At 54.2% G+C, this 26,287-nt stretch carries 19 protein-coding genes and 1 pseudogene; 12 read left to right on the forward strand and 8 right to left on the reverse strand.

Going from position 1 to position 26,287, the window contains the following annotated elements:
- The first annotated feature begins 70 nt into the window (after window positions 1-70).
- Complete coding sequence (locus JMJ16_RS43035) at window positions 71-1,024, forward strand: oxidoreductase (protein ID WP_201391631.1); 954 nt, start codon at window positions 71-73, stop codon at window positions 1,022-1,024.
- 95 nt (window positions 1,025-1,119) lie between these two features.
- Here JMJ16_RS43035 and JMJ16_RS43040 read toward each other — a convergent pair whose 3' ends face one another.
- From JMJ16_RS43040 to JMJ16_RS43055, 4 genes are all read right to left on the reverse strand, one after another.
- Window positions 1,120-1,338, reverse strand: coding sequence for a DNA-binding protein (locus tag JMJ16_RS43040; RefSeq protein ID WP_236601953.1), 219 nt, complete (start codon window positions 1,336-1,338; stop codon window positions 1,120-1,122).
- Between the two features lie 160 nt (window positions 1,339-1,498).
- A complete protein-coding gene (locus JMJ16_RS43045; protein WP_201391633.1) occupies window positions 1,499-2,002 on the reverse strand; it encodes a dihydrofolate reductase family protein in 504 nt (167 codons plus the stop codon).
- Window positions 2,003-2,056: 54 nt separating this feature from the next.
- Window positions 2,057-2,935: a haloalkane dehalogenase gene (locus JMJ16_RS43050; RefSeq protein WP_201391635.1), complete on the reverse strand. Its 879-nt coding sequence runs from the start codon at window positions 2,933-2,935 to the stop codon at window positions 2,057-2,059.
- Window positions 2,936-3,076: 141 nt separating this feature from the next.
- Complete coding sequence (locus JMJ16_RS43055) at window positions 3,077-6,181, reverse strand: LuxR C-terminal-related transcriptional regulator (RefSeq protein WP_201391637.1); 3,105 nt, start codon at window positions 6,179-6,181, stop codon at window positions 3,077-3,079.
- 293 nt (window positions 6,182-6,474) lie between these two features.
- Between JMJ16_RS43055 and JMJ16_RS43060 the strand changes: the two are divergent.
- Window positions 6,475-7,578 (forward strand): annotated as a pseudogene (locus JMJ16_RS43060) (FAD-dependent monooxygenase); the annotation flags it as partial.
- A 36-nt stretch (window positions 7,579-7,614) separates the two neighbouring features.
- On the opposite strand, the gene JMJ16_RS43065 reads toward JMJ16_RS43060, so the two are convergent.
- The gene (locus tag JMJ16_RS43065) at window positions 7,615-8,070 is read right to left on the reverse strand and encodes a helix-turn-helix domain-containing protein (protein ID WP_201391639.1); all 456 of its coding nucleotides are present in this window, start codon (window positions 8,068-8,070) and stop codon (window positions 7,615-7,617) included.
- A gap of 129 nt (window positions 8,071-8,199) precedes the next feature.
- Here JMJ16_RS43065 and JMJ16_RS43070 point away from each other — a divergent pair, with 129 nt between their 5' ends.
- From JMJ16_RS43070 to JMJ16_RS43080, 3 genes are all read left to right on the forward strand, one after another.
- The gene (locus tag JMJ16_RS43070) at window positions 8,200-8,637 is read left to right on the forward strand and encodes a DoxX family protein (RefSeq protein WP_201391640.1); all 438 of its coding nucleotides are present in this window, start codon (window positions 8,200-8,202) and stop codon (window positions 8,635-8,637) included.
- 82 nt (window positions 8,638-8,719) lie between these two features.
- Entirely contained in the window at window positions 8,720-9,115 is a 396-nt protein-coding gene (locus JMJ16_RS43075; protein WP_201391642.1) for a VOC family protein, read from the forward strand.
- Window positions 9,116-9,275: 160 nt separating this feature from the next.
- Entirely contained in the window at window positions 9,276-10,304 is a 1,029-nt protein-coding gene (locus tag JMJ16_RS43080; RefSeq protein ID WP_201391644.1) for a zinc-binding alcohol dehydrogenase family protein, read from the forward strand.
- Window positions 10,305-10,476: 172 nt separating this feature from the next.
- Here JMJ16_RS43080 and JMJ16_RS43085 read toward each other — a convergent pair whose 3' ends face one another.
- Both JMJ16_RS43085 and JMJ16_RS43090 read right to left on the reverse strand, forming a co-directional pair.
- Complete coding sequence (locus JMJ16_RS43085) at window positions 10,477-11,307, reverse strand: aminoglycoside adenylyltransferase domain-containing protein (RefSeq protein WP_201391646.1); 831 nt, start codon at window positions 11,305-11,307, stop codon at window positions 10,477-10,479.
- Between the two features lie 478 nt (window positions 11,308-11,785).
- Complete coding sequence (locus JMJ16_RS43090; protein ID WP_201391648.1) at window positions 11,786-14,974, reverse strand: efflux RND transporter permease subunit; 3,189 nt, start codon at window positions 14,972-14,974, stop codon at window positions 11,786-11,788.
- 169 nt (window positions 14,975-15,143) lie between these two features.
- On the opposite strand from JMJ16_RS43090, the gene JMJ16_RS43095 reads away from it, so the two are divergent.
- The 3 genes from JMJ16_RS43095 to JMJ16_RS43105 all read left to right on the forward strand — a co-directional run bounded on the left by JMJ16_RS43095 (window position 15,144) and on the right by JMJ16_RS43105 (window position 18,983).
- Window positions 15,144-17,555, forward strand: coding sequence for an ATP-binding protein (locus JMJ16_RS43095; protein WP_201391650.1), 2,412 nt, complete (start codon window positions 15,144-15,146; stop codon window positions 17,553-17,555).
- Window positions 17,556-17,568: 13 nt separating this feature from the next.
- Window positions 17,569-18,228, forward strand: coding sequence for a response regulator transcription factor (locus JMJ16_RS43100; protein ID WP_201391652.1), 660 nt, complete (start codon window positions 17,569-17,571; stop codon window positions 18,226-18,228).
- Window positions 18,229-18,551: 323 nt separating this feature from the next.
- Window positions 18,552-18,983, forward strand: coding sequence for an OsmC family protein (locus JMJ16_RS43105; protein ID WP_201391654.1), 432 nt, complete (start codon window positions 18,552-18,554; stop codon window positions 18,981-18,983).
- 129 nt (window positions 18,984-19,112) lie between these two features.
- On the opposite strand, the gene JMJ16_RS43110 is transcribed toward JMJ16_RS43105, so the two are convergent.
- Window positions 19,113-19,688 carry a hypothetical protein gene (locus tag JMJ16_RS43110; RefSeq protein WP_201391656.1) on the reverse strand — a complete coding sequence of 192 codons (576 nt, stop codon included), beginning with the start codon at window positions 19,686-19,688 and terminating at the stop codon, window positions 19,113-19,115.
- A 115-nt stretch (window positions 19,689-19,803) separates the two neighbouring features.
- Here JMJ16_RS43110 and JMJ16_RS43115 point away from each other — a divergent pair, with 115 nt between their 5' ends.
- The 4 genes from JMJ16_RS43115 to JMJ16_RS43130 all read left to right on the forward strand — a co-directional run bounded on the left by JMJ16_RS43115 (window position 19,804) and on the right by JMJ16_RS43130 (window position 26,253).
- Window positions 19,804-21,282, forward strand: coding sequence for a PLP-dependent aminotransferase family protein (locus tag JMJ16_RS43115; protein ID WP_374229163.1), 1,479 nt, complete (start codon window positions 19,804-19,806; stop codon window positions 21,280-21,282).
- 145 nt (window positions 21,283-21,427) lie between these two features.
- Window positions 21,428-24,586, forward strand: coding sequence for a LuxR C-terminal-related transcriptional regulator (locus JMJ16_RS43120; protein ID WP_201391660.1), 3,159 nt, complete (start codon window positions 21,428-21,430; stop codon window positions 24,584-24,586).
- Between the two features lie 179 nt (window positions 24,587-24,765).
- On the forward strand, window positions 24,766-24,996 hold the full coding sequence (locus JMJ16_RS43125; protein WP_201391663.1) for a hypothetical protein: 231 nt from the start codon (window positions 24,766-24,768) through the stop codon (window positions 24,994-24,996).
- Between the two features lie 120 nt (window positions 24,997-25,116).
- A complete protein-coding gene (locus JMJ16_RS43130; RefSeq protein WP_201391665.1) occupies window positions 25,117-26,253 on the forward strand; it encodes an epoxide hydrolase family protein in 1,137 nt (378 codons plus the stop codon).
- Window positions 26,254-26,287: the final 34 nt, after the last annotated feature.

A 26,287-nucleotide genomic window follows, 5' to 3' on the forward strand; every position in this document is an offset into this window, starting at 1 on the left:
ATATACCCATACAAGTATTTATTTTGATCTATTTAGACAGGAAAGACTATTATTCTGGAGGGAAGAAGCCTTGAGTCAGTGGACGACAAACGATATACCAGACTTGCGGGGGAAGGTCGCGCTGGTCACGGGCGGCAATAGCGGCCTGGGCAGGGAGACGGTGCAGGCTTTGGCGGCTAGAGGAGCGCATGTCATCCTGGCCGCGCGTAACCCTGAGCGGGGCGAGAAGGCCCGCGAAGAAATTCTTCAAAGTGTGCCTGACGCGTCTATCAAATTTATGCAGCTCGACCTGGCATCACAGGCCGCCATTCGCGAGTTTGCTGCTAGCTTCCTGGAGGCGCACCAGCGGCTGGATCTGCTCTTTAATAATGCGGGCGTTATGGCCATTCCACGTCGTGAGACCAGAGATGGCTTTGAGATGCAGTTTGGTACCAACCATCTGGGGCATTTTGCGTTGACGGGCCTCCTGCTCCCACTTTTGCTCGCCACGCCAAAGAGCCGGATCGTGACCACCAGCAGCATGGCGCGTGCCATGGGGCGCGTCAACCTGGCTGATCTTCAGGGGCAGAAGGGCTATACGCGCTGGTCGGCCTATGGCCAGAGCAAACGTGCTAACCTGCTCTTCGCCTTTGAGTTGCAGCGCCGCCTGGCCGCCACAGGCACGGAGACTATCAGTGTCGCAGCCCATCCCGGCTACGCGCATACCAATTTGCAATCGACCAGCGCCACGCTCAGTAACTCCAATCTTGAACTCTGGTTCTACGAGAAATTTGGTGCGTTTGTGGGACAGCCTGCGGCTATGGGAGCACTACCCCAGCTCTACGCGGGCCTTTCGCCCAATATTCACGGTGGCGAGCTGGTCGGACCAGGCGGCTTCTCTGGCATGCGTGGTCATCCCCGTGTCGAGACCAAAGCTCAGCGCGAGTACGACCACCCCACGGCCGAGCGCCTCTGGGATGCCTCCGTCGAACTGACCGGTGTCGACTACGCCCAGCTGAAACAGAGCCAGTCAACCTCTGTATAGCAGCCATAATGGCTGGGACGACGCTGCTAAAGCACGCATCTACATATGCGCGTCATATGTAGATGCGTGCTTTAGCAGCGTCGTCCCCCCTATCATTAGCTCACCTCGTCCGTGAAGGACAGACCAAGCTGGCTAAGGGCGTGACGCAGTTGCGTAATCGTCTTTGGCCCAACACCATGAAGCCGTTTAATTTCTGCTGACCTTACCTTTGTAAGCTGGCCAAGGTGTCTATAGCCTGCTCCAAGAAGCGCCCGGCGCGCTGGTTCAGACAGCTCTGCTGGCAGGTCACTATTTTGTGAACCTTGGTGTTCCATCTTTAGATCTATTCCTTTCTCATCGGTATTTAGCCTCACCAACATCATAACCTACCAAAAGCCCATAAAACTACTCCAATCTTGCGCAAACAAGACAGGCAGCCACTGAGGCCGCATCTTGCGGTCTCAATGACTGCCTGTGCACCGAATGGCTTTATTCTTATCCTAAAGCATAGCGCAGTTGGATGACGCCACCGCCAAGGGGTTTGCAGTCCAACAACTGCACATCCCGGTACTGGTAGTGGTCCTGATCGAGCAAGAGGTTGAGTCCCTTGCCCTCCATTACAGGGGCGACGTTAAAGATGACCTCGTCGATAAGTCCCTGGCCGAGAAAGGCGTTGTGCAGATCCGCGCCACCCGAAAGGAGGGTCGTGGTATGACCTTTTTCTTGCAGGTAGCCAAGGGCTTCCTGAGGGGAGGCCACAACCTTGACACCAGGGATGTCCTTGACGCTCTGAGAAACGACGACAATGTCCACTTCACCAAAGGGGTTCCCACCACTTGCCTGCATGCCCTCGAATGTTCGTCGTCCGACGATGAAGTTTCCCGCAGCTTTCACCTGTGCCGCGAAATCGCCCAGGGCCTCCATTTTTGGTGGATGCTCAGGACTGGACTGAGCATAGTTTCCGTTAGCGGTCAAGGTTGCCCAAAGAATGGTCTTCATGAAATTTCTCCTATGTTTAGTGTGTATTTAACATAAATCAATAATGAGTGATGGCTAGTCCAGCTTTTGAAGCCAGCTGGCGATGGCCTGGCCGATCTCGTCGGGGGAGTCTTCCTGGGGGGTGTGGTGGCCACGTACGCGCACCTCGCTTTGAGCGGGCCAGGTGCGGTTGAACGCAGTCTGATCTGAGCCTTGCGTTCCTGGAACGGCCTGTATCAGTAGCTTGGGGACAAGGCTCTGGGAGAGCCACTGACCGGAGGTGGTGACGATCTCGGCGACATCGGCTGGCTCACCCTCAATGGGAATCTGGCGGGGCCAGGTGAGCGTGGGGCGGCGTGCCTCGCCCGGCTCGGCAAAGGGACGACGATACTCGTTCATCTCTTCCTCTGACAGCTTGCGCAAAATGGTCGCGGGCAGGTTGAACTCGATGAAGGAGTTCTGCTCCAGCACCATCTGCTCGCCTGCTGGACCTCGTAGAGCCTGGAAGCGGGAGCGGGCAATCTCTGGCATCTGATCCCAGGAGGAGGTCCCGATAACCGCTTCCATATAGGCGATGCCGCGCACGGCCTCCGGGTGGCGACGCGCCCAGTCAAAGGCCAGGGCCGCACCCCAATCATGTCCAACCAGGATGACTCGTTCACGCACATCCAGCGCTTCAAGCAGCGCATCGAGGTAGCGGCGATGCTCGACAAAGGTGTAGGAATCGGGGCCGCTCTCGGGCAGCTTCTGTGAATCGCCCATGCCGATGAGGTCTAGGGCGATAACGCGCCCCAACCCCTGTACATGGGGAAGAATATTACGCCAGGCATAAGACGAGGTGGGATTGCCATGCAGGAAGACAATGGGATTACCCTGACCCTCCTCTACATAGGCCATCTCTAATCCTAGAATCTGCTGCCGTTTTTTCTGATAGGGGAATGCTGCGCTTATCATGATGTTCTCTCTTCCTTTCTGAAAGCACGTGTTTGTTTGATGTGCACATCATAGCTTTCAGATGGATGAATTGACTTCATGTGCGAGGATGATTGCATGCATGATTCGCAGCCACGAAAAGAGGGGAAGCCAGAGGGATGATTAGATCAGGTGGAGCTCGCGTGCGACTTCGCTGGCGGCGTGGCGTGTATGGACGCCCAGTTTGGCATAAATGCTCTGGACCTGCGTGCGAACAGTATTGACCGAGACAACTAGTTCATTGGCGATATCCGCGTTTGAACGCTGCTGGACGAGCAGACGCAAGACGCGCTTTTCTTGCGGGGAGAGCGGCTCAACCAGGGATGACGCCAGCGTCTGAGTTCCATCTTGTTGTTGAACAGGAAAGGCGCTTAGCAGGGCACGCATATAGGCAAGCAACGATTGCTCGTGAACCTGGGGCAGGAGGGAGCGTAAAAGGATCGCCATCTGCTCCCCAGCATCGAGGAACAGGCGCTGAGCGTTCCCGGAGAAAGCCTGGACAAGTACTTCGCATAGCAGATGTAGAGCTTCGGTCTTGCGTTTGCTTACGGCAGCGACCAGCACCATCTCGACCTGAACCTCAAGCAAGCGGCGCGTATGTTGCGCCTCCTGCGCCGCAAGAAGCAAGTTCTCAAGCTGATGAGATGCCTCTTCCAGCTTGCCCTGGCTGCGCAACCAGCGGGCAACAAGCAGGTCTTCCTCTATTGCCTGTGAGAAATTGTGCTGAGGCTTGCGGCCAGTCGCCCAGCGATGGATGGTTATCTGGTCCCCAGCGGAGAGCGCCAGGTGCGCCTGGGCCGTCTGGACCTCCTGCAAGAGGAGCGGCAAGGAGAGAGGTATCTTGTCGAGAAGGGTAGTGAGTAGTTGTTGGGCAACAAGGACCAGGCCCTGCGCTTGTTGCACACGCGCAAGGATGAGTGTTGCCCGCACCTCGTGGTATACCAGGGGTTGAGATTGACTGGCAGTTATGGCCTCCTGTGCATAGTGAGAGGCGCTTTCCAGCTCATTGTGCTCGTAGCAGAGGGCTGCCAGACCATACAAGGCACTGCAAAGCGTATAGATGGGTCCGCCCTTCCTGGCTGAAGCGAGGACCTGGCGATACAGGGAGGTAGCCTGCTGATTCTCCCCCTGCTCAAAGAAGACCTGGGCAAGCTTGAGCATGGCGACGCGCTGGAAATAGTGATTCCCCGCGGCTGCACACAGAGCCTGAGATTCAAGCAAGGCAGCGCGAGCCTTTGGGAAGTGCCCCGCCTCTATCCATTCTTCAGCCACGATGCTCAGGCTCAGGCCACGCCAGATAGGGTGAGTGCCCAGCATGATGGGTGGCTTGTCTTGTAGCTGAGGCAGCCACTCCAGGGCCTGTTTCGCATCGTGTGTCGCGGCTGGCACGTCGCCCTGTCTCAAGGCAAGTAGCGCGCGAAAGGCATACAGTTCTCCAAGCTTCACTTGCTGGTTTGCCATGCGGAAACCCTGTTCTGCCCTAAGCAAGAGTTTCTCAATCGAGAGCTGGGTTGCAGTATCGGGGAGCCATGAAGGACTCCGAAATAATAGCGTTGTGGCATAGCTCAAACAGAGAACGGGTTGCTGCTCCAGATGCGCGTCTGGAAGCTGCTCCAACCAGCGATACAGAGTATGAGGCTCCTGGACCTCACCTGGGAAGGTCTGCCTCTCAATGGATCGCTCGATCAAGCTAGCGGCTCGATTGTAATCCTGGGCATCCAGGGCCGAATCTATGGCCTCGCCAGGATAGCCATGTGCTTCATACCAGTGTGAGGCGCGAGCAGAGAGATAACGCAATTGCTCCCCACCAAGACGACGCCGGGCCTCATGTCGCATGGCTTCGGCGAAAAGCGCGTGGTACCGATACCATTGCCCGTCGTTGTGAAGCGGTTCCAGAAACAGATCAAGGCGTTCCAGTTGCATGAGCATATCCTGGCTGTTGTCTTGTACGGTTACTGCGTCGCACAGAGAGGCGGTCAGGCGGGTGAGGATACTGGTCTGGAGTAGAAATTGCTGCACTGGTTCTGCTTGCAGGTCAAGCACTTCGGAGACAAAGTATTCCTGGAGAGAGGCATTCCCAAGAGGGAAACGAGCCAGCGCCTGCTCGCTCTCGGCGGGCGTGCTTGTTCGTTGAAGCGCGAGCTTTACCAGGTGGAGTCCGGCCCCCCAGCCTTCTAGTTGAGCATGCAGGCGCTGAATCGTCGAGGTCTCCAACGAGAAAGAGAGCGAGCGTTGGAGCAGAAGCGCGCTCTCTTCGTGTGAGAAACGCAGGTCAGTCGCGCGAATTTCATACAAGGCATTGCTGGCGCGAAGGCGCGCCAGGGAAAAGGGGGGATCGCTACGCGTGATCATGATCAGATGGAGCGTGGCTGGAAGATGCTCAAGGAAAAAGGAGAGCGTCTCATGGATCAGAGGAGAGGTAATCACATGGTAATCCTCCAGCACCAGAATGCCTTGCGTGGGCGATTGAGACAGCGCGTTGAGCAAGGTGGTTAGCATGGCCTCTAGAGGCGAGGGGCGAAAAGGCGGCTGTGGAGCCAGGGAGGCCAGGGTGTCGTAGACCTCTTGCAGATTCACTTGAAATGCCTGGCAGGCCGCAATCAAGTAGCGCCAGAAGCGCAGCAGATCATTGTCCGAAGCCTCCAGAGAGACCCAGCCAAAGGGCAAGCTGGCGTGTCGTGTCGCCAGCCATTGGGAGACGAGGGTCGTCTTGCCAAACCCGGCAGGCGCTGAAAGCAGCGTGAGAGGGACTTCGTAGACAGCATCGAGCAGTGCCAATAAGCGTGAACGGTCGAGAAGAGAGGCATGCAGGCCCGGCGGAGACAGTTTGGATAAGAGGAGTGGAGACGCTTCAACGGGAGCCGATTGGAGCGAGGCCGAAGCCTGACCTGGCTCTTCTAGAGCAGGCTGATGCGCATCAGACGTACCTTCTAGCAAGCGAGCGATTTCCTCTAAACGCGCATACGTAAGGTCCGCTGTTTTGCCGAGATAGCGCTTGACGATGCGCTCATGCAGACGACGATATGCATACCAGTAGCTGCTCCCGCGTTGCACCCGCTGCTTGCGGGCGGTATAGTGAATACCCGAACGGCTATGAAAGGCAAAGGAGGTGTTTTGCTCAAGCCACTCACTCGTGAGCGTCTGTTCGCTGACCTGATCGCCAATGAAGAGGAGATAGTTCTGGGCGTATTCAGACCAGCATAGTTGAGCGTGGGCATACCTGGGCATAGACGTTCCTTGTCACTAGATAAAGAAGGGACATATCGTGTTGCCTAACAGTTGTAACCCAACAAATATAGCACAGCTTGCCTCGTTAGGCAACAAAAGTAGCTGTAGTTAGAAAGGCACAGTTGAGATGGCTTACTCGAACAACAGAGTCAGCAAAGCGAAGCTAGCAGCCATCCAATGGCTCTGCCCCAAGACATGCTTTCCATCAAGAAAGGATCGGCGATTATAGTGATGACAAGAGATAATGAACTGCCAATTCTGATTATTGGCGCTGGTATGGGGGGCTTGCTGCAGCGCTGGCGCTGCAGCAAGCGGGCTTTGCTGTCCGCGTGTTTGAACGCGCCAGGGAGATCAGGGAGGTGGGAGCCGGACTCACACTCTGGCCCAATGCGGTGAAGGTTTTACAGAGGCTTGGCCTGGATGAGATGTTGCGTGACCTTGGTCTACCTGAAACGGCCATGAGTGGCTTCTACTCTGCTCGGGGAAAGCTCCTGGCCCCGCTCTCGCCAGCGGAGGTTGAGGATAAATTGGGCGCGCCAACCATTGTGATCCATCGAGCAGAGTTCCAGGCGGCGTTGCGCGAAAAAGTGGGACCAGATGCGCTCCAATCAGGCGCGAGATTCGTCGCCTTCGAACAGGATGAGAATGGCATCACCGCCTCTTTTGCGGATGGGCAACAGGTACGAGGCTGCCTGCTAATTGGCGCCGATGGCATTCATTCATCTATCCGTCAGCAGCTCTTCCCGCAGAGCATACCGCGCTATGCAGGCTATACGGCCTGGCGTGGTGTCGCTGCCGCTGTTCCTCAAATGATTGGAGAGTTCTGGGGACGGGGCCTGCGCTTTGGCATCGCCCCTTTGAGCAGGGAGCGTGTCTACTGGTTTGCGTCCCGCAATGCTCCAGAGAACGCGACAGAGGCACCAGAGGGACGGAGAGAAGAGTTGTTGGCAATGTTTAAATACTGGCATCCAGCCATAACAACGCTTATCGAGGCGACGCCTGTGGAGGAGATCCTGCGCAACGACATTTATGATCTCAAGCCTCTATCTCATTGGAGCAAAAGACGTGTGGTCCTGCTCGGAGACGCGGCGCACGCGATGACGCCGAATATGGGGCAGGGCGCTTGCCAGGCACTTGAAGATGCATTTGTCCTCGCCCAGGCCTTACAGCACACCCAATCTATTGCGGAGGCACTCCATGTCTACCAGCAGAAGCGCCTGGCTCGAGCTAACATGGTTATCACGCGCTCGCGCCAGATCGGGATTATAGGGCAATGGGAGCATCCATTCGCCTGCTGGTTTCGTGACCGTGCACTTATGCTTACACCCACGCATCTACTCATTCAGCAACTCGTATCTGTCGCGGGCTACATTCCTGATGAGCAAGTCAGCACCTAAACATATTTCTATCTAAAAGACATCTCCTTACTTCTATTAGAGTTGACTGACCAGGCTATTGGGGCCTGCGAAGACCGCCCGTCCCTGGCGCACTGTTTCACGGATCAAGGGAAGCATCTGCTCGCGTTTGGCCTTCATGAGTGCGATCCAGTCTGCCGGAGCGCCGGTCTGGGGGTCATGCTCGGCGCTCCAGTTGGCCATCTCCACCAGGAGCGGAATCAGGTCCAGGCCCTTCTCCGTCAAGGCATACATCTCTTTACGTTCATTTGTGGGATGAGGCCGTTTGATAAGAATATCCTGTTGCTCCAGGTGCGCCAGGCGGTTGGCGAGAATATTGGTCGCGATCCCCTCTTCTGACGCCAAAAACTCCGTATAGGTCTTCTTCCCAAAATAGACAATATCGCGAATAATCAACAGTGACCAGGGATCGCCAAGAACTTCCAGGATGAAGTTAATGGGGCAGTCCGAACGCCTGTGGTGTTTATGCTTCATGTTAGATACTCCCGATTGGTTCATTTGCTATTTCCGCTTTTGCGTCCTGGTATTGGAATAGTATAGTACCTGCACTTGCAATTTGCAAGTACAGGGCAAGTAAATAGCGAGAAACAAAGGAGCATCAAGATGAACAATGTCGCAAGCCTTCAGGTATCAAACGAAAATAATACCCAGGGGAAACGTCAGAACAAGGTTATGCTCACCACGCTCTGGAGTGTTCAGGTACTGCTCGCGCTGATCTTTCTCTTTGCTGGCAGTTCGAAGTTACTTATGCCAATCGAGATGATGACCTCGCAGATGAGCGTGCCGCTGCCCGGCCTCTTTATCCGGTTCATCGGCGTGGCTGAAGTCGCTGGTGCGCTTGGCCTCATCTTGCCTCTCCTCCTGCGCATCAAACCTTTCTTGACTCCGCTGGCTGCTTCCGGGCTAGTAATCATCATGATAGGGGCTACGGCGATAACGCTTATGGGGGGCGATGTCGTCTCTGCCCTGCTCCCGCTGGTGGTGGGCCTGCTCGCCATTTTCATCTTCTACGGTCGTCGGTCCTATTTCAAGGCCGCCTGACTCCAACCTTCTTACTTAAAGGAAAGTACTCCCCTGGTAATCCCATATGCCAGGGGGCAAACAGAAAGGATCAATGAGAATAATGGATATGAAACTTGAGCTTGTACCAGTGCCAGTTACTGACATTGATCGCGCCAAAGCTTTCTATGTGGAAAAGGTGGGATTTCACGCGGACCTCGACATCCAGCCAACTGATACAGTTAGAATAGTCCAGCTTACGCCACCTGGATCGGCTTGCTCGATTGTTCTGAGCACCGGCCTCGATGGTATTGAAATGCAGCCTGGTTCACTCAGGGGTCTGCACCTGGTCGTTGGGGACGTCCAAAAAGCTCGCGAAGCGCTCATGAGGCAGGGCGTCGAAGTAGGCGAGATTGATGAGCATGATCAGGGGATTAAGTACGCGGCCTTCAGCGATCCCGATGGCAACACATGGACTTTCCAGGAAATGCCCTGGAGGTCCTCAGAGTTTAGCTCGTAAAGGCGTTTTGCTCATTTGCACAGGCATACGGTTTGCGCTTCTGGATCGTGTTCCTTGTAAGTAAAGGGTGAGTGCGCTCAGCCCAGTCGCGTAAGTCTATGCAAGCATAGACTCTACAAAAAACGCATCACTTATACACAAGCAAAGGAGCAAACTATAGATGAAAGCCGTTGGATTATACCGTTATTTACCCATAGGTGATCCTGAAAGCCTGGTGGACCTGGAACTGCCCAGGCCAACGCCAGAGAGGCGCGACCTGCTCGTGCGTGTCAAGGCCGTCTCCGTCAACCCGGTGGATACGAAGACGCGTAAGGGTGGACCAAAAGATAAGGTAGAAGAGCCGCCGCGTATCCTGGGCTGGGACGCGGCGGGCATCGTGGAGGCCGTGGGAACCGAGAGCGCGCTCTTCAAGCCCGGAGACGAGGTTTACTACGCGGGCGATATCACCCGTCCGGGCTGCGATAGCGAGTTTCATCTCATTGATGAGCGCATCGTGGGGCATAAGCCCAAAAGCCTGGATTTCGCCGAGGCAGCGGCCCTCCCCCTCACTTCCTTGACGGCCTGGGAGGCTCTCTTCAGCCGCCTGGGCGTTACGGAGCAGCCGGCCGAGAACCAGGGCAAGAGCATCCTTATCATCAATGCCGCGGGTGGTGTCGGCTCTATTGCGACCCAGCTTGCCAGACGCGCGGGCCTGACCGTGATTGGAACGGCCTCGCGTCCGGAGTCCATCCAGTGGGCGAAGGCGCACGGCGCGGACTATACCATCGATCATCACCAGCCCTTCGCGCCACAACTGAAGGCCCTGGGCAACCCCACCATCCCCTACATCTTCTGCCTCAACAACCTTGACCAGCACTGGGACAATATGGTCGAGGCCATCGTCCCCCAGGGAAAGATCTGCTCCATTGTCGGCCCCCAGAATCCGGTCAATCTGGGCGCCTTGATGGGCAAGAGCGCGACCTTCGCCTGGGAGCTCATGTTCACCCGTCCCCGCTTCCAGACCGCAGACATGATCGAGCAACACCACATCCTTGATACCGTGGCGGGCCTGGTCGACGCGGGTGAGATCAAGACCACCCTTACCCAGCGTCTCTCGCCCATCAACGCTGCCAACCTGCGCAAAGCCCACGCCACCCTGGAGCAAGGCAGCATGATCGGTAAATTGGTCCTTGAAAATTTTCCCGAATAGTAGCCGCATACGCCAGGGCGCAGCCCCAGTAGCCACGTACGCAAGTAGCGGCTACTGACTTATTACGGCATTCCAATAGTTGTTAAAGGTGTTGCCATCAATCACAAGAGCATGGCGAGGGCGCAGGCATCGTCCATACCTCCGCCAATGTCGGTATCCAGGTGAAATTTCGTCATCGCAAATCTCCTTCTGCTTGTGAGACAGCCATGCGAATGAAGCGCTGTATCTCGGGATTGAGGGACGCATCGAACGTTTGCTTGTTGTGCCAGGCCTGCGAGTGCTCGACGGTGCTGTGCCAGGGTTCGGGCAGGGTCGCTAGCGCCCAGGCGACGGCCTGCGGCTTGCTGGGTAGCGTGCCCGTGGCAAGCGTACAGAGGGCACGGCACATGGTTTGGATGACGTAGGCTTTCTGTCCCAGGTGAAGCTGCCAATCGGGATCATCAGGCTGGTTGGCCCAGCGCAGCCATTCCGGCATCCTTAAGCGCACTGCCTCGCGCAGGTCAGTGGCTGATATAGGGTCAACAAGCGTGGTCGGTGCGGGACCACAGAGCGTCAAGCCGTGTTCCCGCACGACCCAGCGCTCAAGCACCCAGTTATAGTCATGCTCGTACCACTTCAGCTGCTCCTGGCGGAAGAGCGTTGGGAGCCGCTCGCCCAGGGTGAAACGCCGTACCGAGACGCGGGGAATGTAGGCTCCCTCAAGGTGCTTCGCGTATGGATTGGGCAGCTTTGCAAGCGTATCATGCATAGTGGTTAGGTCAGTGAACTCCGCCTCCGTGAGCAGATGCTCGGTGACTGCGAAGAAGTCAACGTCGCTGGCCAGGGGATCAAAATCGCCCATTGCCAGGGAGCCGCGCAGGTAGAGGCCGACAAGGTTCTGCCCAAGCATCTGCTGGACGCCGAGCAGCAGGGCATCTAGAAGCGTAGGTATAGTGGTGGGTATAGTGGGATCGGACGTGAGCCTGGCAAGCACATCTTGCGGGAGATGCAGGGGTAAAGACATGGAGTAACATTCCTTCCTGAATCAAAAAGCACGTATGGGTAGAGGCCACCTACGCTTTTGCGCGTAGTGAGTTGTGGCAACATGAATTTGCTATCCTCTTGACAGGTGAATAGCTCGGTTGTTACATCATGCCAGGGCTGCCCATACTGCTCCTTCTTAGAAGTAATGCTAGCCCAAGTATACGCAGTGGAGAGATGAAATGTCAAACCAGAGTTCATTAGGGGGTGCGATTCATTTTTGGCAGAGGTGCCTCCCGTTGTCATAGGCCCCACGTTGATGACTCCACTGGCAAATTTTGTCCGGACAAGTTTTTGACGAGGAGAGACATGCATGAATCCTTGAGGGAGCCTGTGCTGGCTATCCTCTCCTGCCCACATAGAGGCTTACTCGTCGGGCATTCGCCGTGCAGAGTAAGCCTCTATTTCTTGGGTATACGCGACGTGGTTCTCTTTCAAGAGAACCACGTATGCGCCTCATACTAGACCATTTGTGACTGAGGCTCTGGAACTGGCGGGAGTTCCTCCTGGGAAGGCAATGAGCCTGAGCGTCCACGAATATCCTCTACAATGGTATAGAGGGTGGGCACAATCAACAATGTCAGGAAGGTCGATGAGGTCAGACCGCCAATCACGACAATTGCCAATGGACCCGAAAGGAACGCGCTTGAACCGCTCACGCCCAACGCCATCGGAATTAGCGCCAGGATGGTTGCTACTGCGGTCATCAGAATGGGGCGCAGGCGACGCCTTCCGCCCTCGATGACTGCCGTACGCGCGTCCAGGCCCTTCTTGCGATATTGATTCACCAGGTCAAGGAGTACAATGGCGTTCGTTACCACAATACCAATCAGCATCAGCAGACCGATCAGCGCTGGTAGACCAAGCGCGGTATGGGTGATGAGCAATAGCGCGACCGATCCTGTACCCGCCAGCGGAATCGAAACCAGAAGCAGTAATGGCTGGAGGAGGCTGCGGAACGTTGCAACCATAACGACGTAGACGAGCAGAATAGCGATCAGCAGAGCCAGGCCGAGGCTCTGGAAAGCTTGACTCTGCATTGACGAAACACCCCCCAACGAGAAGGACGCTCCTGCTGGCAGGCTAAGCGCTTTCAAGCGGTTCTGTACATTCGCACTGACCGCTCCAACATTCTGGCTCGTTACGGTTGCGCTGATCGTTGCGGTTCGGGAACCGCTAACATGTGTGATCTGAGTTGGACCGTTGACTTGCGTCACAGAAGCCAGGTCTCCCAGGCGCACGGTGCCAGTCGTTGAAGGGATGAGCATGTCCTTCATCCCCTCAACGGTCGTTGCTGGGTCTCCAAACTTGAGGTCAACTTCCTGCGTCTTCCCATTCAGCGTCACATTGGTGACAGTTGTGCCATTGTATATAGTGCGCAGTACTTGTCCAACCTGTGCAGGCGTTAACCCATACTTGAGCGCCTTCTCTCCATCCACATGGATATCGATTAATGGCGCAGCATTGATCAGTGAACTGGTCACATCTTTCAAGTCGGGGGTTTGCGTAACGGAATCAAGCACCTCTTGCGTAGCCTGATTCAGCGTTCCCTCATCGGAGGCCTGCACATTGATCGATAACGTAGAACTACTGCCCGAAGACTGGGAACCCGCAACCGTAATAGTGCCAGCATTACTCAGCGTTTTTATTTGATCGCTGACTTGTTGTTGCACCGTCGTTTGATCAACACCATCATTCGTGGTCACGGCAAAGGTAGCGGTATTCGTACTTCCGCCCGACGATCCGAAGAATCTACCACCACCACCACCAGATCCAATGGTAACCTGATAGTTCTTGATACCCTGAATGTTTTTCAGGATCGCTTCTACTTCTTGAGCTGCTTTGTTTGTGGTATCCAGATCAGCGGTGGCTGGCAATTGCTGGCTAATGGTGAAACTATTCGAGCTAGAGTTCCCAATCAGATTGGTATCCAGCTTAGTGGCACCCCAGCCAGCCGAGACCAGAAGGGCCAGCGCAATAATCAGGGTTACGACCCGATAGTGTGTGACCCAGCGGATCATTGGCACATAGGCTTTTTCTAGAATACCAACCTTTTCGTGGCTATCCGCGTGCTGTGCGCGTTTGGGCGTTTTGAGGAACCAGTAGGCCAGTACAGGAATAATGGTCAGTGCGATCAATAGCGAGGCCAGAAGCGCGATGGTAACAGCTACTGAGAAGGGCTGGAAGAACTCTCCAACCAGGCCGGTGGTGAAGGCAATCGGCAAGAAGACGGCAACCGTCGTGAGCGTTGACGCTGTGATGGCGCCTGCGACCTCGCGTACGCCATTGAGAACCGCAGCGCGCTTCTCTTCACCGGAGTGCAGATGGCGATAGATGTTCTCCAGCACAACGATGGAGTCGTCAACCACACGCCCAATAGCAATGGTCAGACCACCCAACGTCAGGATATTAAGTGAAAAACCACCCACCCACAGTCCAATCAGAGCAATGATGATAGAAACAGGGATAGAAATGGCGGTCACAAGTGTAGAACGGATTGAAAGCAGGAAGAGCAAAATGGTGAGAATCGCGAATCCAGCCCCAATGGCGCCTTCTCTGACCAGGTCATTTACTGAGGCCTGGATCGATGGGGCCTGATCGGCAATGACCGTAATCGTTGCCCCTGAGCCGAGCTTTTGTTCTAGCTCTGATAGTTTGTTCTTCACCTCCTGGGAAACAGAGACGGTATTGGCATTCGAGTTTTTTGTAATGGAGATTCCTAGGCTATCTTTCCCATTGGTACGCGTCAGCGTGGTGGAGGGAGACAACACTTGCTCGACAGTCGCCACATCCTCGAGTTTGACTGGCTGCGAGGGGGTAGACTGGGTTGTCGTTGTGGGTAAAGTCATCCCAGGAGGTAATTTCTGGCCGCCTGGTATGGATGATGGTGTTTGTTGGGAGGTGCTGCTTCCCCCGCTCACAACAAGGTTTTTCAGGTCATCTAGCGTTGTGACAGCGTTATTGACACGTACAGCAACGGTCTGCCCATTGTCTTTCACTTCACCGACCGAGATCGTCGTATTGTTGGCCTGCAAGACGCTTTGCACCTGGCTTGTGCTCAATCCCTTCGCCTGGAGTTTCTTGAGATCAAGTGTAATCTGGATGATCTGAGCGCGCACGCCGGTTACCTGAACCTGGCCTACGCCATTCAGGCCTTCCAGAACGGGCGTGACGTCCTGGTCCAGCTTCACAGCTAGATCTTGCTGATTACTGGAAGAGGAGACAGCCAGGCGAATAATCGGTTGATCCGCAATGTTAAATGTGTTGACCTGGGGTGCCACACTTGAAGGAAGGCTTGTCTGGGCCTTATTCACCAATTGCGTCAACGTTTGATTGGCTTTATCCAGATCGACACTATAGTCATATTGCACAATAATTTGAGAGACACCCTCACTGGAATAAGATGTTATTTGTTGGAGTCCTTGCACTCCCTGAATACTCTTTTCAAGTGGATTAGTGACCTCTTGCTCCACACTCTGGGGTGAAGCGCCAGGATAGACCGTGACAATAGAAATCGCGGGAAAAGACAACGATGGCATGAGTTCCTGCTTGAGCGATGGAATGACAAACGCTCCAACCAGTATCACCGCTATCGTTACCAATGCCGCGATGCTGCGATTGGCAAGACTTAAGCGAGAAAGAGAAGACATAGTGCTCTCCTGATAAAATTTATAGAATCTTACGATGGTTGTACTTTCGTCAGCTTAACGGCACCAAGGTGCACCTGTCTACAGGGAAACCCCTAATGTTTTCCTCGCTCAAATCCGCTACAATATTGTAGGCAACGGTTGCTCAGAACTTCAGAAGCAGGGACATCGCATGGATAAAACAAAAATCTCTTATTTCCTCACGCATCGCTGGCTGGTGATTCTGTGCGGTCTGACCATTCAGGTATTTGTGATCATACTGGCATATACCAATTCATTTCAACCAGCTCAATCTGATATCACGCTTGTCCCGGTTGCGGGACGCTCCGATGTCTGCCGTATTGTGCATGTCTCAATGTTTACCGATGCCTGGATCAATGGCATTGAGCCGGGGATGCTTGTGCACGCGATCAGTGCACCGTTCCCTGTTGATCATTCCGAGGCTGGGACACTGGTGCATTGCCAGCCAACGGCATCATCCATCTATGTCCAGGTCATTGGCCACAACATCGTCCTTCACCTCAACTCAGCTATCTCTACATACCCCCTTTCATCACTTGTCGTGTCCTGTTTTATGGCCATCATCTTTAGCCTGACCGGGATTACCATCTATCTTCGGGCCACTGACCGGCCAGCAGCGCGTATGGCATACGGCCTATTCTACTGTGCCTCCTATCTCTTCTTCCTGATGAATGCCCAAAGTCAACTCTGGACGAATATCGTCTTCTATATTCTGGGGTCGATGACATGGGGCATGGCTGCTACCTTTGTTTGCTTGCTGCCTCGCATCCCATCTGGACAGAAATATCGAATGCTGCCGCTCTTACCATATACGCCCCTGATCATTGGCCTCGTTCTCATTGCCTGCGATTTACCCATCATCCTGTTTCTCCCCTGGGCGCGTTCAATGGCTGCGCTTATTATCGGGATATATGCGGGAGTCTGCGTCCTGATTATTGGCGGGATCATGTTCTGGGGACTACGCCATCTCAGTTCCTCTGAAAAGCAAATCAGTCGGTTAATGATTGCTGGCGTTGCCTTTTTCTTGCTCGCGCAAGCACTGAGGCATAATGTGATCATTCCCAATTCATTCGTACTCAACAGTTTTACTCACCTGCTTCCTGCCCCTCTGATGTTGTTGCCCATTCTCTGCGGCTACTCACTGATCCGCCATCAGTTCTTGGGCCTGACCAGCCTGCTCAGTCGCCAGGTGATGCGGGTCCTGATGTGGCTCATGCTGGCTTGCTTCTTTCTTGTTCCGACCATTATGCTTATCGAAACCATCCAAAACAGTATTGCGTCACAGATTGTACAAGACTACTGTTATGCTGGCTTATTGATTGTCAATCTCTGCCTCTTTCCCCAGGCCTGGCATGCCATCCGCAATCTCGGCGATCAGGTTTTCTATCATGACTTTTATGAATATAATCGCTCGCTACGCGAGTTGAGTGCTGAACTCACACGTTTACAACATTTTGACCAGATTTGTGCGTTTATTCTGCCACGCCTGGCAAGGCTACTAAACGCCACCGGTGTTGCCTTGCTGGTGCGCACGCAGGGCCATGCGACGACCAGCGCTGACCACAAATACCTTGTACTACCATGGCATATCTATCTCAATACAGAACCTCCTTTCCTGGCTGGTGAGCGATTGGCAGCCATTGCGAACCTGGCACTCACACATATCAGGCCACACACAGATGAACCGCTTCTACTCGATGGTGTGCTCCTGTTAGCACTCTCTGACGGTGATACACTCAATGGTTTCCTTTGCCTGGGGCCAAAGCAAAACTATGAGCCATATAGCCGTCAGGATAAAAGCTTCCTGGCAACGCTGGCAGCCCAGCTTTCCGTGCTGGAAGTGAACAGTCGTTACCTGGAACAGACCCAGGCGAACGCGCGTCAGCTTACCGCGTTGAATCGACGTGTCATCTCAGCGCAAGAGGATGAACGACGACACGTGGCTCTAGAACTGCACGACGAGGTACTACAACAGGCGCTGCTCCTGGTACGACAGCTATCAGATGCGAGCATTACGAACGACGTTTCCGCCCCATTGCCGCTTGCACGCTCGCTGGTGAGCAGCCTGCGCCGAACCTGTTTGGAACTGCGCCCTCCGCTGCTCGATGATTTAGGGTTAGAAGAGGCCTTACGCTGGCTAGCTCAGCAGACAGAGCAACGTACCAAATTCCTGCAAATTACCGTGTTTTGTACCAGAACAGACAACACCCGCCTGCCATCCGAGGTTGAATTAGCCTTCTATCGTATTGCGCAAGAAGCGTTTTCCAACGTGACCAAACATGCACAAGCCAGCCGCGTGATGCTGCGCTTACGCTCTACCTCGATGGGAGGTACCTCATTGCTCATCTATGATAATGGACGTGGTTTTCTCAAAGGCAAACCTGAGCATGAGCAGCTAGGTCTGATAGGTATGCACGAGCGTATGATCGCGGTAGGAGGTCAGTTACAGCTACGCACACAACCTGGACGTGGCGTCATTGTTCGTGCAACATATAGATCACAAAGTATTCTCGAAACGCTCTCCCAGAGAGATGATGCCTTCACCTCTCTTGAAAGAGCGTAAAAGGAAAACGACCATGAAAGAAAACATTAGCATCTTGCTCGTTGATGATCACCCAATGATGCGCGAAGGCACAAGGCGGTTATTAGAGGAGGGCCCAGGGTTCTCTGTGGTCGGCGAGGCAGGTGATGGCGCGCAAGCTCTCGCCTTGTGCCAACACTACATGCCTGATGTGGTAATCCTGGATATTTCCATGAAAGGAATGAATGGCTTCAGTGTCGCGCGCTTAATGCTGGCGCATGAGAAGCCGCCAGCGATCCTGGTACTCACTGCCTATGAGCAGAGTACCTATGTCCAGACGATGCTAAAGTTGGGAGTGAAGGGCTACTGGCTCAAAAGTGCCCGCAGCAGTGATATCCGCCAGGCTGTTCTAGACGTAGCAGAGAATAAAAGAACATTGGACCCGGAAGTACGCGAGGTGCTGGAGGAGTATGAAGCCCATGCTCTCACACCAGTAGAACAACTGACTAATCGCGAGCTCGCAGTGTTACGCCTGATTATCCAGGGCACACGTAACAGTGAGATTGCCCAGCGGCTCGCTATTTCCGTTAAAACGGTCGAGGCCTATCTTACCAGCATCTATGGCAAACTGGGCGTACAATCACGCGCGGAAGTTATCGCTTTGGCACAGAAACAAGGCCTATTATTGGAGGATGAGCCAAATATCGCAACCTAATGCATTGGGTTCTGTCTTTTTCTCTGTTTGTCATGCCTTATCTCCCCTTCAGTATCAAGGGGGCATTTTAGTCAGTCTATGCATGAGAAAGTGCTATAATAGCTGCAGGAGAAGGACAATATCAGAGATTGGCTTGATACTAGCGAGACGCCCCTGTACGCCAGTATCGAATAGGTGAGAGCCATTTCATCCTGACATGTACACCTTAACCCGCTTCGGAATTAAGATATGCCCGTGTTCCTTTGATGAGGAAATAAGGTCCAATGAAAAGGACCACTTCATTGTTGAAGCTAATTGATGAGAGTCATAAAGGAGACGTAATTATGCCAACACGTACAGCAGACGCCGAATGGCAAGGGGATCTTCGGCAGGGTAAGGGGACCATGCGTGTGGGGAGTGGAGCCTTCGAGGGCAGCTATTCGTTTAAATCACGCATGGGCGATGAGACTGTCGGCACCAATCCTGAGGAACTCATTGGCGCAGCGCACGCTGGCTGTTACTCGATGGCGTTGTCGAACGCGCTCGCAAGTGCTGGCTTCACGCCAACGAGAGTGCACACAACCGCGCGCGTACACTTCAATCAGGTGCCCAGCGGATTCGCCATCAACCCTATTGACCTGGAGACCGATGCCGTTGTGCCAGGCATAGACGAAGAGACCTTCCAGAAACTTGCGCAGGATGCCAAGGAAAATTGTCCTGTATCCAAAGCGCTCGCGGCCACACCCATTAACCTCAAAGCAACCCTAATCAAGTAATACTTCTCAGGAGCAAACTTCTCGCTGAAGTGTATTTCCTGATGAATGGGAGGGGAATCATTTTCCCCTCCTACGCATTATCGACGAAGTTCAGGGTCTTCGATCTCTTGCACTATTCTTCCCGTTTGCTTATCGACCAGGCGCGAAGATTGCTTGGACTTCTACCTGCACGCCCTTGATCTCTTCTGCTAACAGGCTTTTTTGTGAACCATGTAAACAATATTCCAGTGCTGGCCCCATCGTCATCTGCCGCTGCCACAAGATGTCTTGTTGATCGTATTGCCTCTGATGCAGAATTTCGTACAGTTTGTCGTAGCTCATGCCGGAGGGCTTACTGAACCAGGTAGCGAAACGCATCTCAGACACCTGGGTGAGATTGATTGTCCCTTCCTTCAAACGATACAGGCCACCAGTACCATTGTTCGCCAGGCGCGCAACCTGATGATGCGGCTCTCGGCAGATTTCGGTAACCGCTGCATTGTCCAAGGGATCAAGCGCCGCCGAATTCTCAACGAGATACCAGTCTTCGTACACTTCACTCCCCTCCACCATCCACGGCAACTGGGCCATCTCCAGGACCAGAGAACCCACAAAGCCCTGTGGTTGCCGCTCTTGCAATATCTGGTGAAATGCGACCAGCTTCTCCTGGTATTCCTCTCTCGCTACGTTACTCGCCCGCTGATGCCAAAATACATATGCTAACATCTTTTTTCCCTTTCATTTCTTCTTGAAGATTGCTTCTTTGTGCTATACTACAAGGAAAGTGGATGCAGAGAAAGGACCACTAGCTGCAAAAATAAAAGAACCACTTGAAGGAGAGGTGCCCACCTTGGCGAGAGCTTCCCTTGATCTGTCAATCACGCTGGATCGCAAGCACAAGGAGTCACTCCATACCCAATTGGTGCAACAACTACGCCAATCCATTACCAATGGTTTGCTTCCAGCCGGAGTACAATTACCATCAACGCGAGCATTCGCCGCAGATCTCGGCCTCTCACGGAATGTCGTCATCGCAGCGTATGATGAGCTTTTTGCTGAAGGGTACCTTGAGGGGCGGCATGGATCAGGAACCTACGTCAGACAGGATCTTCCGCTACACACTCGCCTGTCACGCCCTTCTCCGCCCCCATGTCCTAGATGGGTTCGTCCTCCAACGCTCCCTGAGATCTCCGCGCCTTCGCCAGATCCCCATGCGATTGAATTTCGGCTTGGCACTCCCACGATCACGCCCCTCTCGACACGTATCTGGCACGAGGTCTGGCGCAAAGCCATTGAGCACTTGCCACCTAATATGTGTGGATCACCAAAGGGAGACCCACGCCTTCGAGCGGCCCTGGCGGATTATCTTGGGCGAGCGAGGGGCATTGCTTGCCAGGCAGAAGATCTCATTGTGACTTCTGGTGCAACGCAAGCGCTGGATTTGCTCGCGCGAGCCATCCTGGGACCAAGCGACCTCGTGGGCTTCGAGGAGCCGGGATACCCTGTAGCCCGTCATATCCTGGCTGCTAGCGGCGCGCAGATTCTTCCGTTGCCTGTTGACGATGATGGGATGTGCGTGGATCAGCTTTCCCAGAGTCCGCTTGCTCCTGTGCTTGTCCATGTCACGCCATCCCACCAGTACCCCCTTACGACCAGGCTCTCGGTGACTCGCCGTCTGGCATTGCTCGACTGGGCACAAACAAACGATAGCCTGATTATCGAAGATGACTATGATAGCGAGTTTCGCTTCCATGCTCCTCCGCTGCCAGCACTTGCCAGTCTCGATACCACGGGGCATGTAGCCTACATCGGAACCTTTTCGAAGGTGCTTACCCCTGCTTTACGTATTGGCTATCTGCTTGTTCCATCACCGTTGCGGGAGCCAGTCGAGCGCTTGAAACGATTTTCCGACTATCACACGTCCTGGCCGACACAGCAAGCACTGGCAATCCTGCTCTCAGAAGGGCATCTCGATCGACACATTCGCCGGATGCGGCACCATTATGCACACAAACGCCAGTTGTTAAAGGAGGTTCTTGCTCCTATCGCTCACCTCGCGCAGTTACGTGGCCTTGATGCCGGTTTGCATGCGTATCTCGAACTCCGCGCGGACCTGGACGCCCATCGTGTTGCTCAGGATGCAAAGGCGCGTGGCATTCTTGTTTCAACGATAGATACGTGCTATGCCGGAACGCCAGATCGCAATGGTCTTCTTCTTGGGTATGGAGGGCTTTCGGCGAAAGATGTTGTGCGCGGGGGACAGGTCCTCCGAGAGGTAATTGAACACCTTGCTGGGGAGACAAGAAGCAATCTCGGTTGAAAGGCTTGTTCTCAGTGCTGACGCGTCCAAAATTGGACGGCACTCGCTTGTGTTGCCTCTTGCAAATCGTATTTGTTTTCTTCATCTCTGCTATACTCACCCTGTTGGGGAGTTGGGGATGAAAGATATTGTGTGAAAGGAATCCATGCCAAAGCGACCCACACATACACTTATCTGGTCGAGCGAGAACAATGCCTATCGTCTTCATGTTCCGGAGCAACAGCCCCAACTCCTGATGGCGGAAGATGAAGATTCCTGGTTTACCTGGTTAGCGACGCATTCCTCCTTCTCCTTCCAGGGCCGCTCTGGCCATCTCAACGTTCTCAAAGAGGCTCGCTCACGGGGCGAGGGATATTGGTATGCTTACCATACCGCGGCTCGCCGTACTCACAAACACTATCTTGGACGAACCCCTCATGTGACCTTCACGCGCTTAGAAGAAGTGGCTCAAATTCTCAGCAGCAAGACGGTATCCGCCACTCTTCCACCTGATTTTCCGCAAGACCATTCCGGGCACAAGCCGATGCTGCTACTAACCAAACTCTCTCATCCGCGTCTCCCTTCCTCGTTAGTAGCGCGAGAACACTTGCTTACACGGCTCGGTGCCACGCCTCTCCACCGACTCACGCTGCTCTCTGCCTCCGCTGGCTGGGGCAAGACCACCCTGCTCTCTGCATGGGCGACCCGTGCTTCTTTCCCCATTGCCTGGCTCTCACTTGATGAACTGGATAATGATCCAATACGTTTCTGGGTCTCGGTACTCGTCGCTCTACGCACCTGTGTGCCTGGGATTGGAGAGGTGGCCCTGGCAATGCTCCATTCGCCTCAACCTACGCCTCTCACCACTGCCTTAACTACACTTTTGAATGACCTGAGCGCTCTGACAGAACCAACCATCCTGCTACTGGACGATTACCATCTTATCGATGAGCAGACTATTCATGATTCGTTGCTCTTTCTACTTGAACACCTCCCGACGCACCTGCATCTGGTGCTTGCCAGCCGTGTTGATCCCCCATTGGCCCTTTCACGACTGCGTGCTCGCGGTCAATTACTGGAGCTACGGGACGCCGATTTACGTTTCTTGCAAGAGGAAGCCGCTGCTTTTTTGACATACACCATGGGTCTCGCACTTGAAGACGAGGAAGTAACCCAACTGGCGCGTCGTACAGAGGGTTGGATCGCGGGATTGCAACTGGCAGCGCTCAGTCTCCAACAGCGTGCGGATCACGCTACTTTGGTGCAAAACTTTACCGGCAGCCACCGCTATCTACTGGACTATGTGCAGGAAGAGATCTTGGAGCGTCTCCCTCTTCCTCTTCAAGTCTTTTTGCTCCAAACCTCACTTCTGAGCCGCTTAACCGCCTCTCTCTGCCAGGCCGTCACGACAGAAGCGAGGAGCCAGGAAATGCTAGAAACGATTGAGCACGCCAATCTCTTCCTGGTTCCCCTTGATACAGAACGGCGTTGGTATCGCATGCACGATCTTTTTCGTGAAGCGCTACTCGCGCGTTTACAGGCCACCCAGCCGGAACTGGTACCACTACTCCATCAACGAGCAGCACACTGGTATGAAGCGCGAGGGGCGTGGCAAGAAGCCATAACACACGCGCTAGCAGGGGCAGACTTTACATATGCCGTAACGCTAATAGAGCAGACAGCCGAGAAGTTCTGGCTCCGTGGTGAGAGCCAGACGCTCTACCAGTGGGTCATGGCGCTCCCCGAGGTACAAGTACGCGAACATGCTCGCATTATCCTAACAGCGGCACTCTATCTGCTGAATGCTAGCGCGTCAATCATTGCCGCACAACGCGGGAAAACACGAACGCAGGTGGAACACTTGATGGCACGGGTGGAGGCAGTGCTCAGGCAGCAAGGCGAAGAAATGCTAGAAGCTCAGGAGGTGGCATTCCTCCAACAGCGTCTGTTCCTGCTACGTCTCTGGAGCGACGCGATTGAAGAGACGGCACGAGGTGATCGAGACCAGTATCGCCTCATCGAGCAGGGCATGCAGCACATGGATCAGGAAGACGAGATGATCTGGCAGATGATCCCGCTCTCCGTCACCTTTATTCTGCACTGGACCTTGCTGGGAGAAGGAACCTCCCTGGTCCAGCGCTTTGTGGACGCAAAGCAGCAAGCATTGCAGTCTGGGAGCCACTTTGCAATCATCAAAGTCATGCAATGGCTGGCCGGAATCGCTCTGAGGGCGGGACAATTACGTCTGGCGCACCAGGAAAGCGTCACGGCGCTCAACCTGATCGCCCAGATTGATGGATATGCTCTCCTGGCAGGGTACTTTTCGTACTGGCGAGCGTGCATTTTGTATCAATGGAATCATCTGGAAGAGGCTCGTTGCCTCCTGAGAACACTGATCCAGGATGCAGAGACCTACCAGCAAATAGATCTGCAGGTTATTGGGCGTCTACGCTTGATAGACATAGAACTTGCAGCGGGGAAGCATGCTTCCGCTTCCCAGATACTACAACAGACACAAGCCCTGATCCAGAGCCAGGGGTTTTCGCTGCACCATCTTCTGCTCATCTCTACCCAGGTAAGGTATTGGCTAGCGACAGGAGACCAGTCCCAGGCCGCACGCTGGGCAGCACAAGCGCCATTTTCTCAGGACACCTGGGAGAATGAGCGCCAAGGGGAGTTGCTGATGCTGGTTCGAGTCTTCTTAGCGCAACAGCAGTACCATGCTGCGCGCGAAACCCTGGAACGTTTCAGCGAGCACCTTGACCAGCGAGAGGACATCGAAATTACAATCTCTTTTCTGGCGCTCTATGTGGTCGCGCTACACCAGACAGGGGAGAGAGAACACGCGCGAGCTATTCTCATGCGTCTACTCACTCTGACAGAACCAGAGGACAATGTTCGTGTGTTCCTCGATGCTGGCAAACCAATGCGCCACTCGCTCCAACGCTTCTTGAACGAACCGCAACACAAAACGAATGCCGCACCTGCAGCGTTTCGGCTCTTCGTGGAAAAATTGCTGACAGCGTTCGAACAGGAGGAACAGAGGCAGGCTTTGGGGGGCGCGGTGCAGCCCGAAGGAGCGCAAGAGCAAGAGAACCGTACAGCAAGTTCCCCTCCAACACCTGCACTCCTGGACCCGCTCACAACCCAGGAGCAACGAGTGTTACGCTTGCTCGCAGTTGGACAAACGTATGTTGAAATGGCGCAGACCTTGATTGTCTCCCGCAACACCATTAAGACTCAGGTCAGCAGCATCTATCGCAAGCTCGGCGTGAGCCGTCGCGCGGAAGCTATTGCGTTGGCCCAACGTTTGTCTTTGCTCTAACGCACGCTCATTTCCACGTCATCAGTGCCTTTTCTGGATCATCCGGTATTTCCCCAAATAGCATCGTTATCACCCTTTACAATCACGAACAAGAGTGATGATTCTCCCTGCTTTCTCCCCTATACTTCTCTCAAGCACCGCAGATACGTGCCAGAGGAAGCAGAGGAAGGAGAACGCATATGCGTGTACAGATCCGTGTGAAGGAGCATCTCGACCTCTCCTGGCAAAGCAGATTTGAGGACCTATGCATTGCACATCAAAGCGATGGTACCTCGTTGCTCTCAGGGGAGCTTCCAGATCAGGCGGCACTCTATGGCGTGCTGCTTACCATTCGTCGTCTCGGTTTGAGCTTGCTCGACCTCTCGACGAGCGCGCATCTTTCATATAAAGAAAAAGGAGAGCAGGGATAAAAGCGATTCAATACACGTGACACATTCACTACAAAGGAGGGTCAATGCTGCCCTCCTTCGGTACTACACTGTCTTTGTAAGCAGAGAAAAAGCAAGATAGACGCAAGGAGCGATGAATCTATGAGCATTCAACCATTTCACATTGCTATCCCACAAGCCACCCTTGACGATTTGCGTGAGCGCCTGGCTCGCACCCGCTGGACTGATGAGGTCGAAGGCGCGGGTTGGGAGTATGGTACGAACCTGCAATACATGAAAGAGCTAGCCAACTACTGGCAGCATGAATACGACTGGCGGAAACACGAGGCGGAACTGAATACTTTTGCGCATTTCAAAGCCGATGTTGATGGCGTGGGCGTCCACTTCATCCATGAGCGCGGCAAAGGACCAAACCCAACACCGCTGCTGCTCCTCCATGGCTGGCCCGATTCCTTCTATCGTTATCACAAGGTCATTCCCATGCTAACTGATCCCGCCCGCTTTGGTGGTGACCCGAACCGCTCGTTTGATGTGATCGTTCCGTCCATCCCCGGAACCGGGTTTTCAGACCGCAAAGCGATGAACAACGATGCGCACGCTGATCTGTTCATCAAATTGATGCGTGATGTTCTCGGGTACGACCAATTTGTCTCCGCAGGAGGTGATGGCGGGACGCTGATCACCATGTCGCTCGCGCGCAATTACCCGGAGGCGTTAACCGCCATCCACCTGACGGATGCTGGCTATCCAGATTTCACAAAGACCTACGATCCTCCCTTCTCACCTGCTGAGCAGGAGTTCGCGGGCTTCATCGGGCAGTGGTGGATGAAAGAGGGGGCTTTTAACATGGTTCAGTCCAGCAAGCCACAAACCCTTGCGTACGGCATGAATGACTCCCCTGCCGCTCTGGCGGCCTGGATCATGAGCTTCATTTGTACTGGCTCAACGGTGGAGGACATTGAGCAGCGGTTTGGCAGAGACGAGTTGCTCACCAATATCACGCTTTATTGGGTTACGCAGACGATTGGTTCCTCGTTCCGCTGGTACTATGAGATGGCTCACGCAACTCCAAAAGCAAACGCGGAAGAACGTCCATCTGTTCCCGCAGCCGTCGCTCATTGTCCCTGGGACGCTCCTCTGCCCCGTGAATGGGCTGAGCGGCAGGTGAAGCTGAAGCACTTTACCGACTTCCCTCGTGGTGGGCACTTCACGGCCTGGGAGGAACCCGCATTGTACGCAAACGATCTCCAGGATTTCATTGACCAACTCGGCAAATAGCCGACTTGCTTGATGCGGATTATCATTGGCGGCG

The organism is Ktedonobacter sp. SOSP1-52, assembly GCF_016587395.1.

What these genes read in the sequence shown, in the direction of transcription:
- JMJ16_RS43070 (WP_201391640.1), top strand. Translation starts at nt 8,200, where the DNA reads ATGAACAATGTCGCAAGCCTTCAGGTATCAAACGAAAATAATACCCAG.
- JMJ16_RS43045 (WP_201391633.1), bottom strand. Translation starts at nt 2,002, where the DNA reads ATGAAGACCATTCTTTGGGCAACCTTGACCGCTAACGGAAACTATGCT.
- JMJ16_RS43040 (WP_236601953.1), bottom strand. Translation starts at nt 1,338, where the DNA reads ATGGAACACCAAGGTTCACAAAATAGTGACCTGCCAGCAGAGCTGTCT.
- JMJ16_RS43130 (WP_201391665.1), top strand. Translation starts at nt 25,117, where the DNA reads ATGAGCATTCAACCATTTCACATTGCTATCCCACAAGCCACCCTTGAC.
- JMJ16_RS43065 (WP_201391639.1), bottom strand. Translation starts at nt 8,070, where the DNA reads ATGAAGCATAAACACCACAGGCGTTCGGACTGCCCCATTAACTTCATC.
- JMJ16_RS43095 (WP_201391650.1), top strand. Translation starts at nt 15,144, where the DNA reads ATGGATAAAACAAAAATCTCTTATTTCCTCACGCATCGCTGGCTGGTG.
- JMJ16_RS43100 (WP_201391652.1), top strand. Translation starts at nt 17,569, where the DNA reads ATGAAAGAAAACATTAGCATCTTGCTCGTTGATGATCACCCAATGATG.
- JMJ16_RS43050 (WP_201391635.1), bottom strand. Translation starts at nt 2,935, where the DNA reads ATGATAAGCGCAGCATTCCCCTATCAGAAAAAACGGCAGCAGATTCTA.
- JMJ16_RS43125 (WP_201391663.1), top strand. Translation starts at nt 24,766, where the DNA reads ATGCGTGTACAGATCCGTGTGAAGGAGCATCTCGACCTCTCCTGGCAA.
- JMJ16_RS43075 (WP_201391642.1), top strand. Translation starts at nt 8,720, where the DNA reads ATGGATATGAAACTTGAGCTTGTACCAGTGCCAGTTACTGACATTGAT.
- JMJ16_RS43080 (WP_201391644.1), top strand. Translation starts at nt 9,276, where the DNA reads ATGAAAGCCGTTGGATTATACCGTTATTTACCCATAGGTGATCCTGAA.
- JMJ16_RS43085 (WP_201391646.1), bottom strand. Translation starts at nt 11,307, where the DNA reads ATGTCTTTACCCCTGCATCTCCCGCAAGATGTGCTTGCCAGGCTCACG.
- JMJ16_RS43110 (WP_201391656.1), bottom strand. Translation starts at nt 19,688, where the DNA reads ATGTTAGCATATGTATTTTGGCATCAGCGGGCGAGTAACGTAGCGAGA.
- JMJ16_RS43090 (WP_201391648.1), bottom strand. Translation starts at nt 14,974, where the DNA reads ATGTCTTCTCTTTCTCGCTTAAGTCTTGCCAATCGCAGCATCGCGGCA.
- JMJ16_RS43055 (WP_201391637.1), bottom strand. Translation starts at nt 6,181, where the DNA reads ATGCCCAGGTATGCCCACGCTCAACTATGCTGGTCTGAATACGCCCAG.
- JMJ16_RS43105 (WP_201391654.1), top strand. Translation starts at nt 18,552, where the DNA reads ATGCCAACACGTACAGCAGACGCCGAATGGCAAGGGGATCTTCGGCAG.
- JMJ16_RS43120 (WP_201391660.1), top strand. Translation starts at nt 21,428, where the DNA reads ATGCCAAAGCGACCCACACATACACTTATCTGGTCGAGCGAGAACAAT.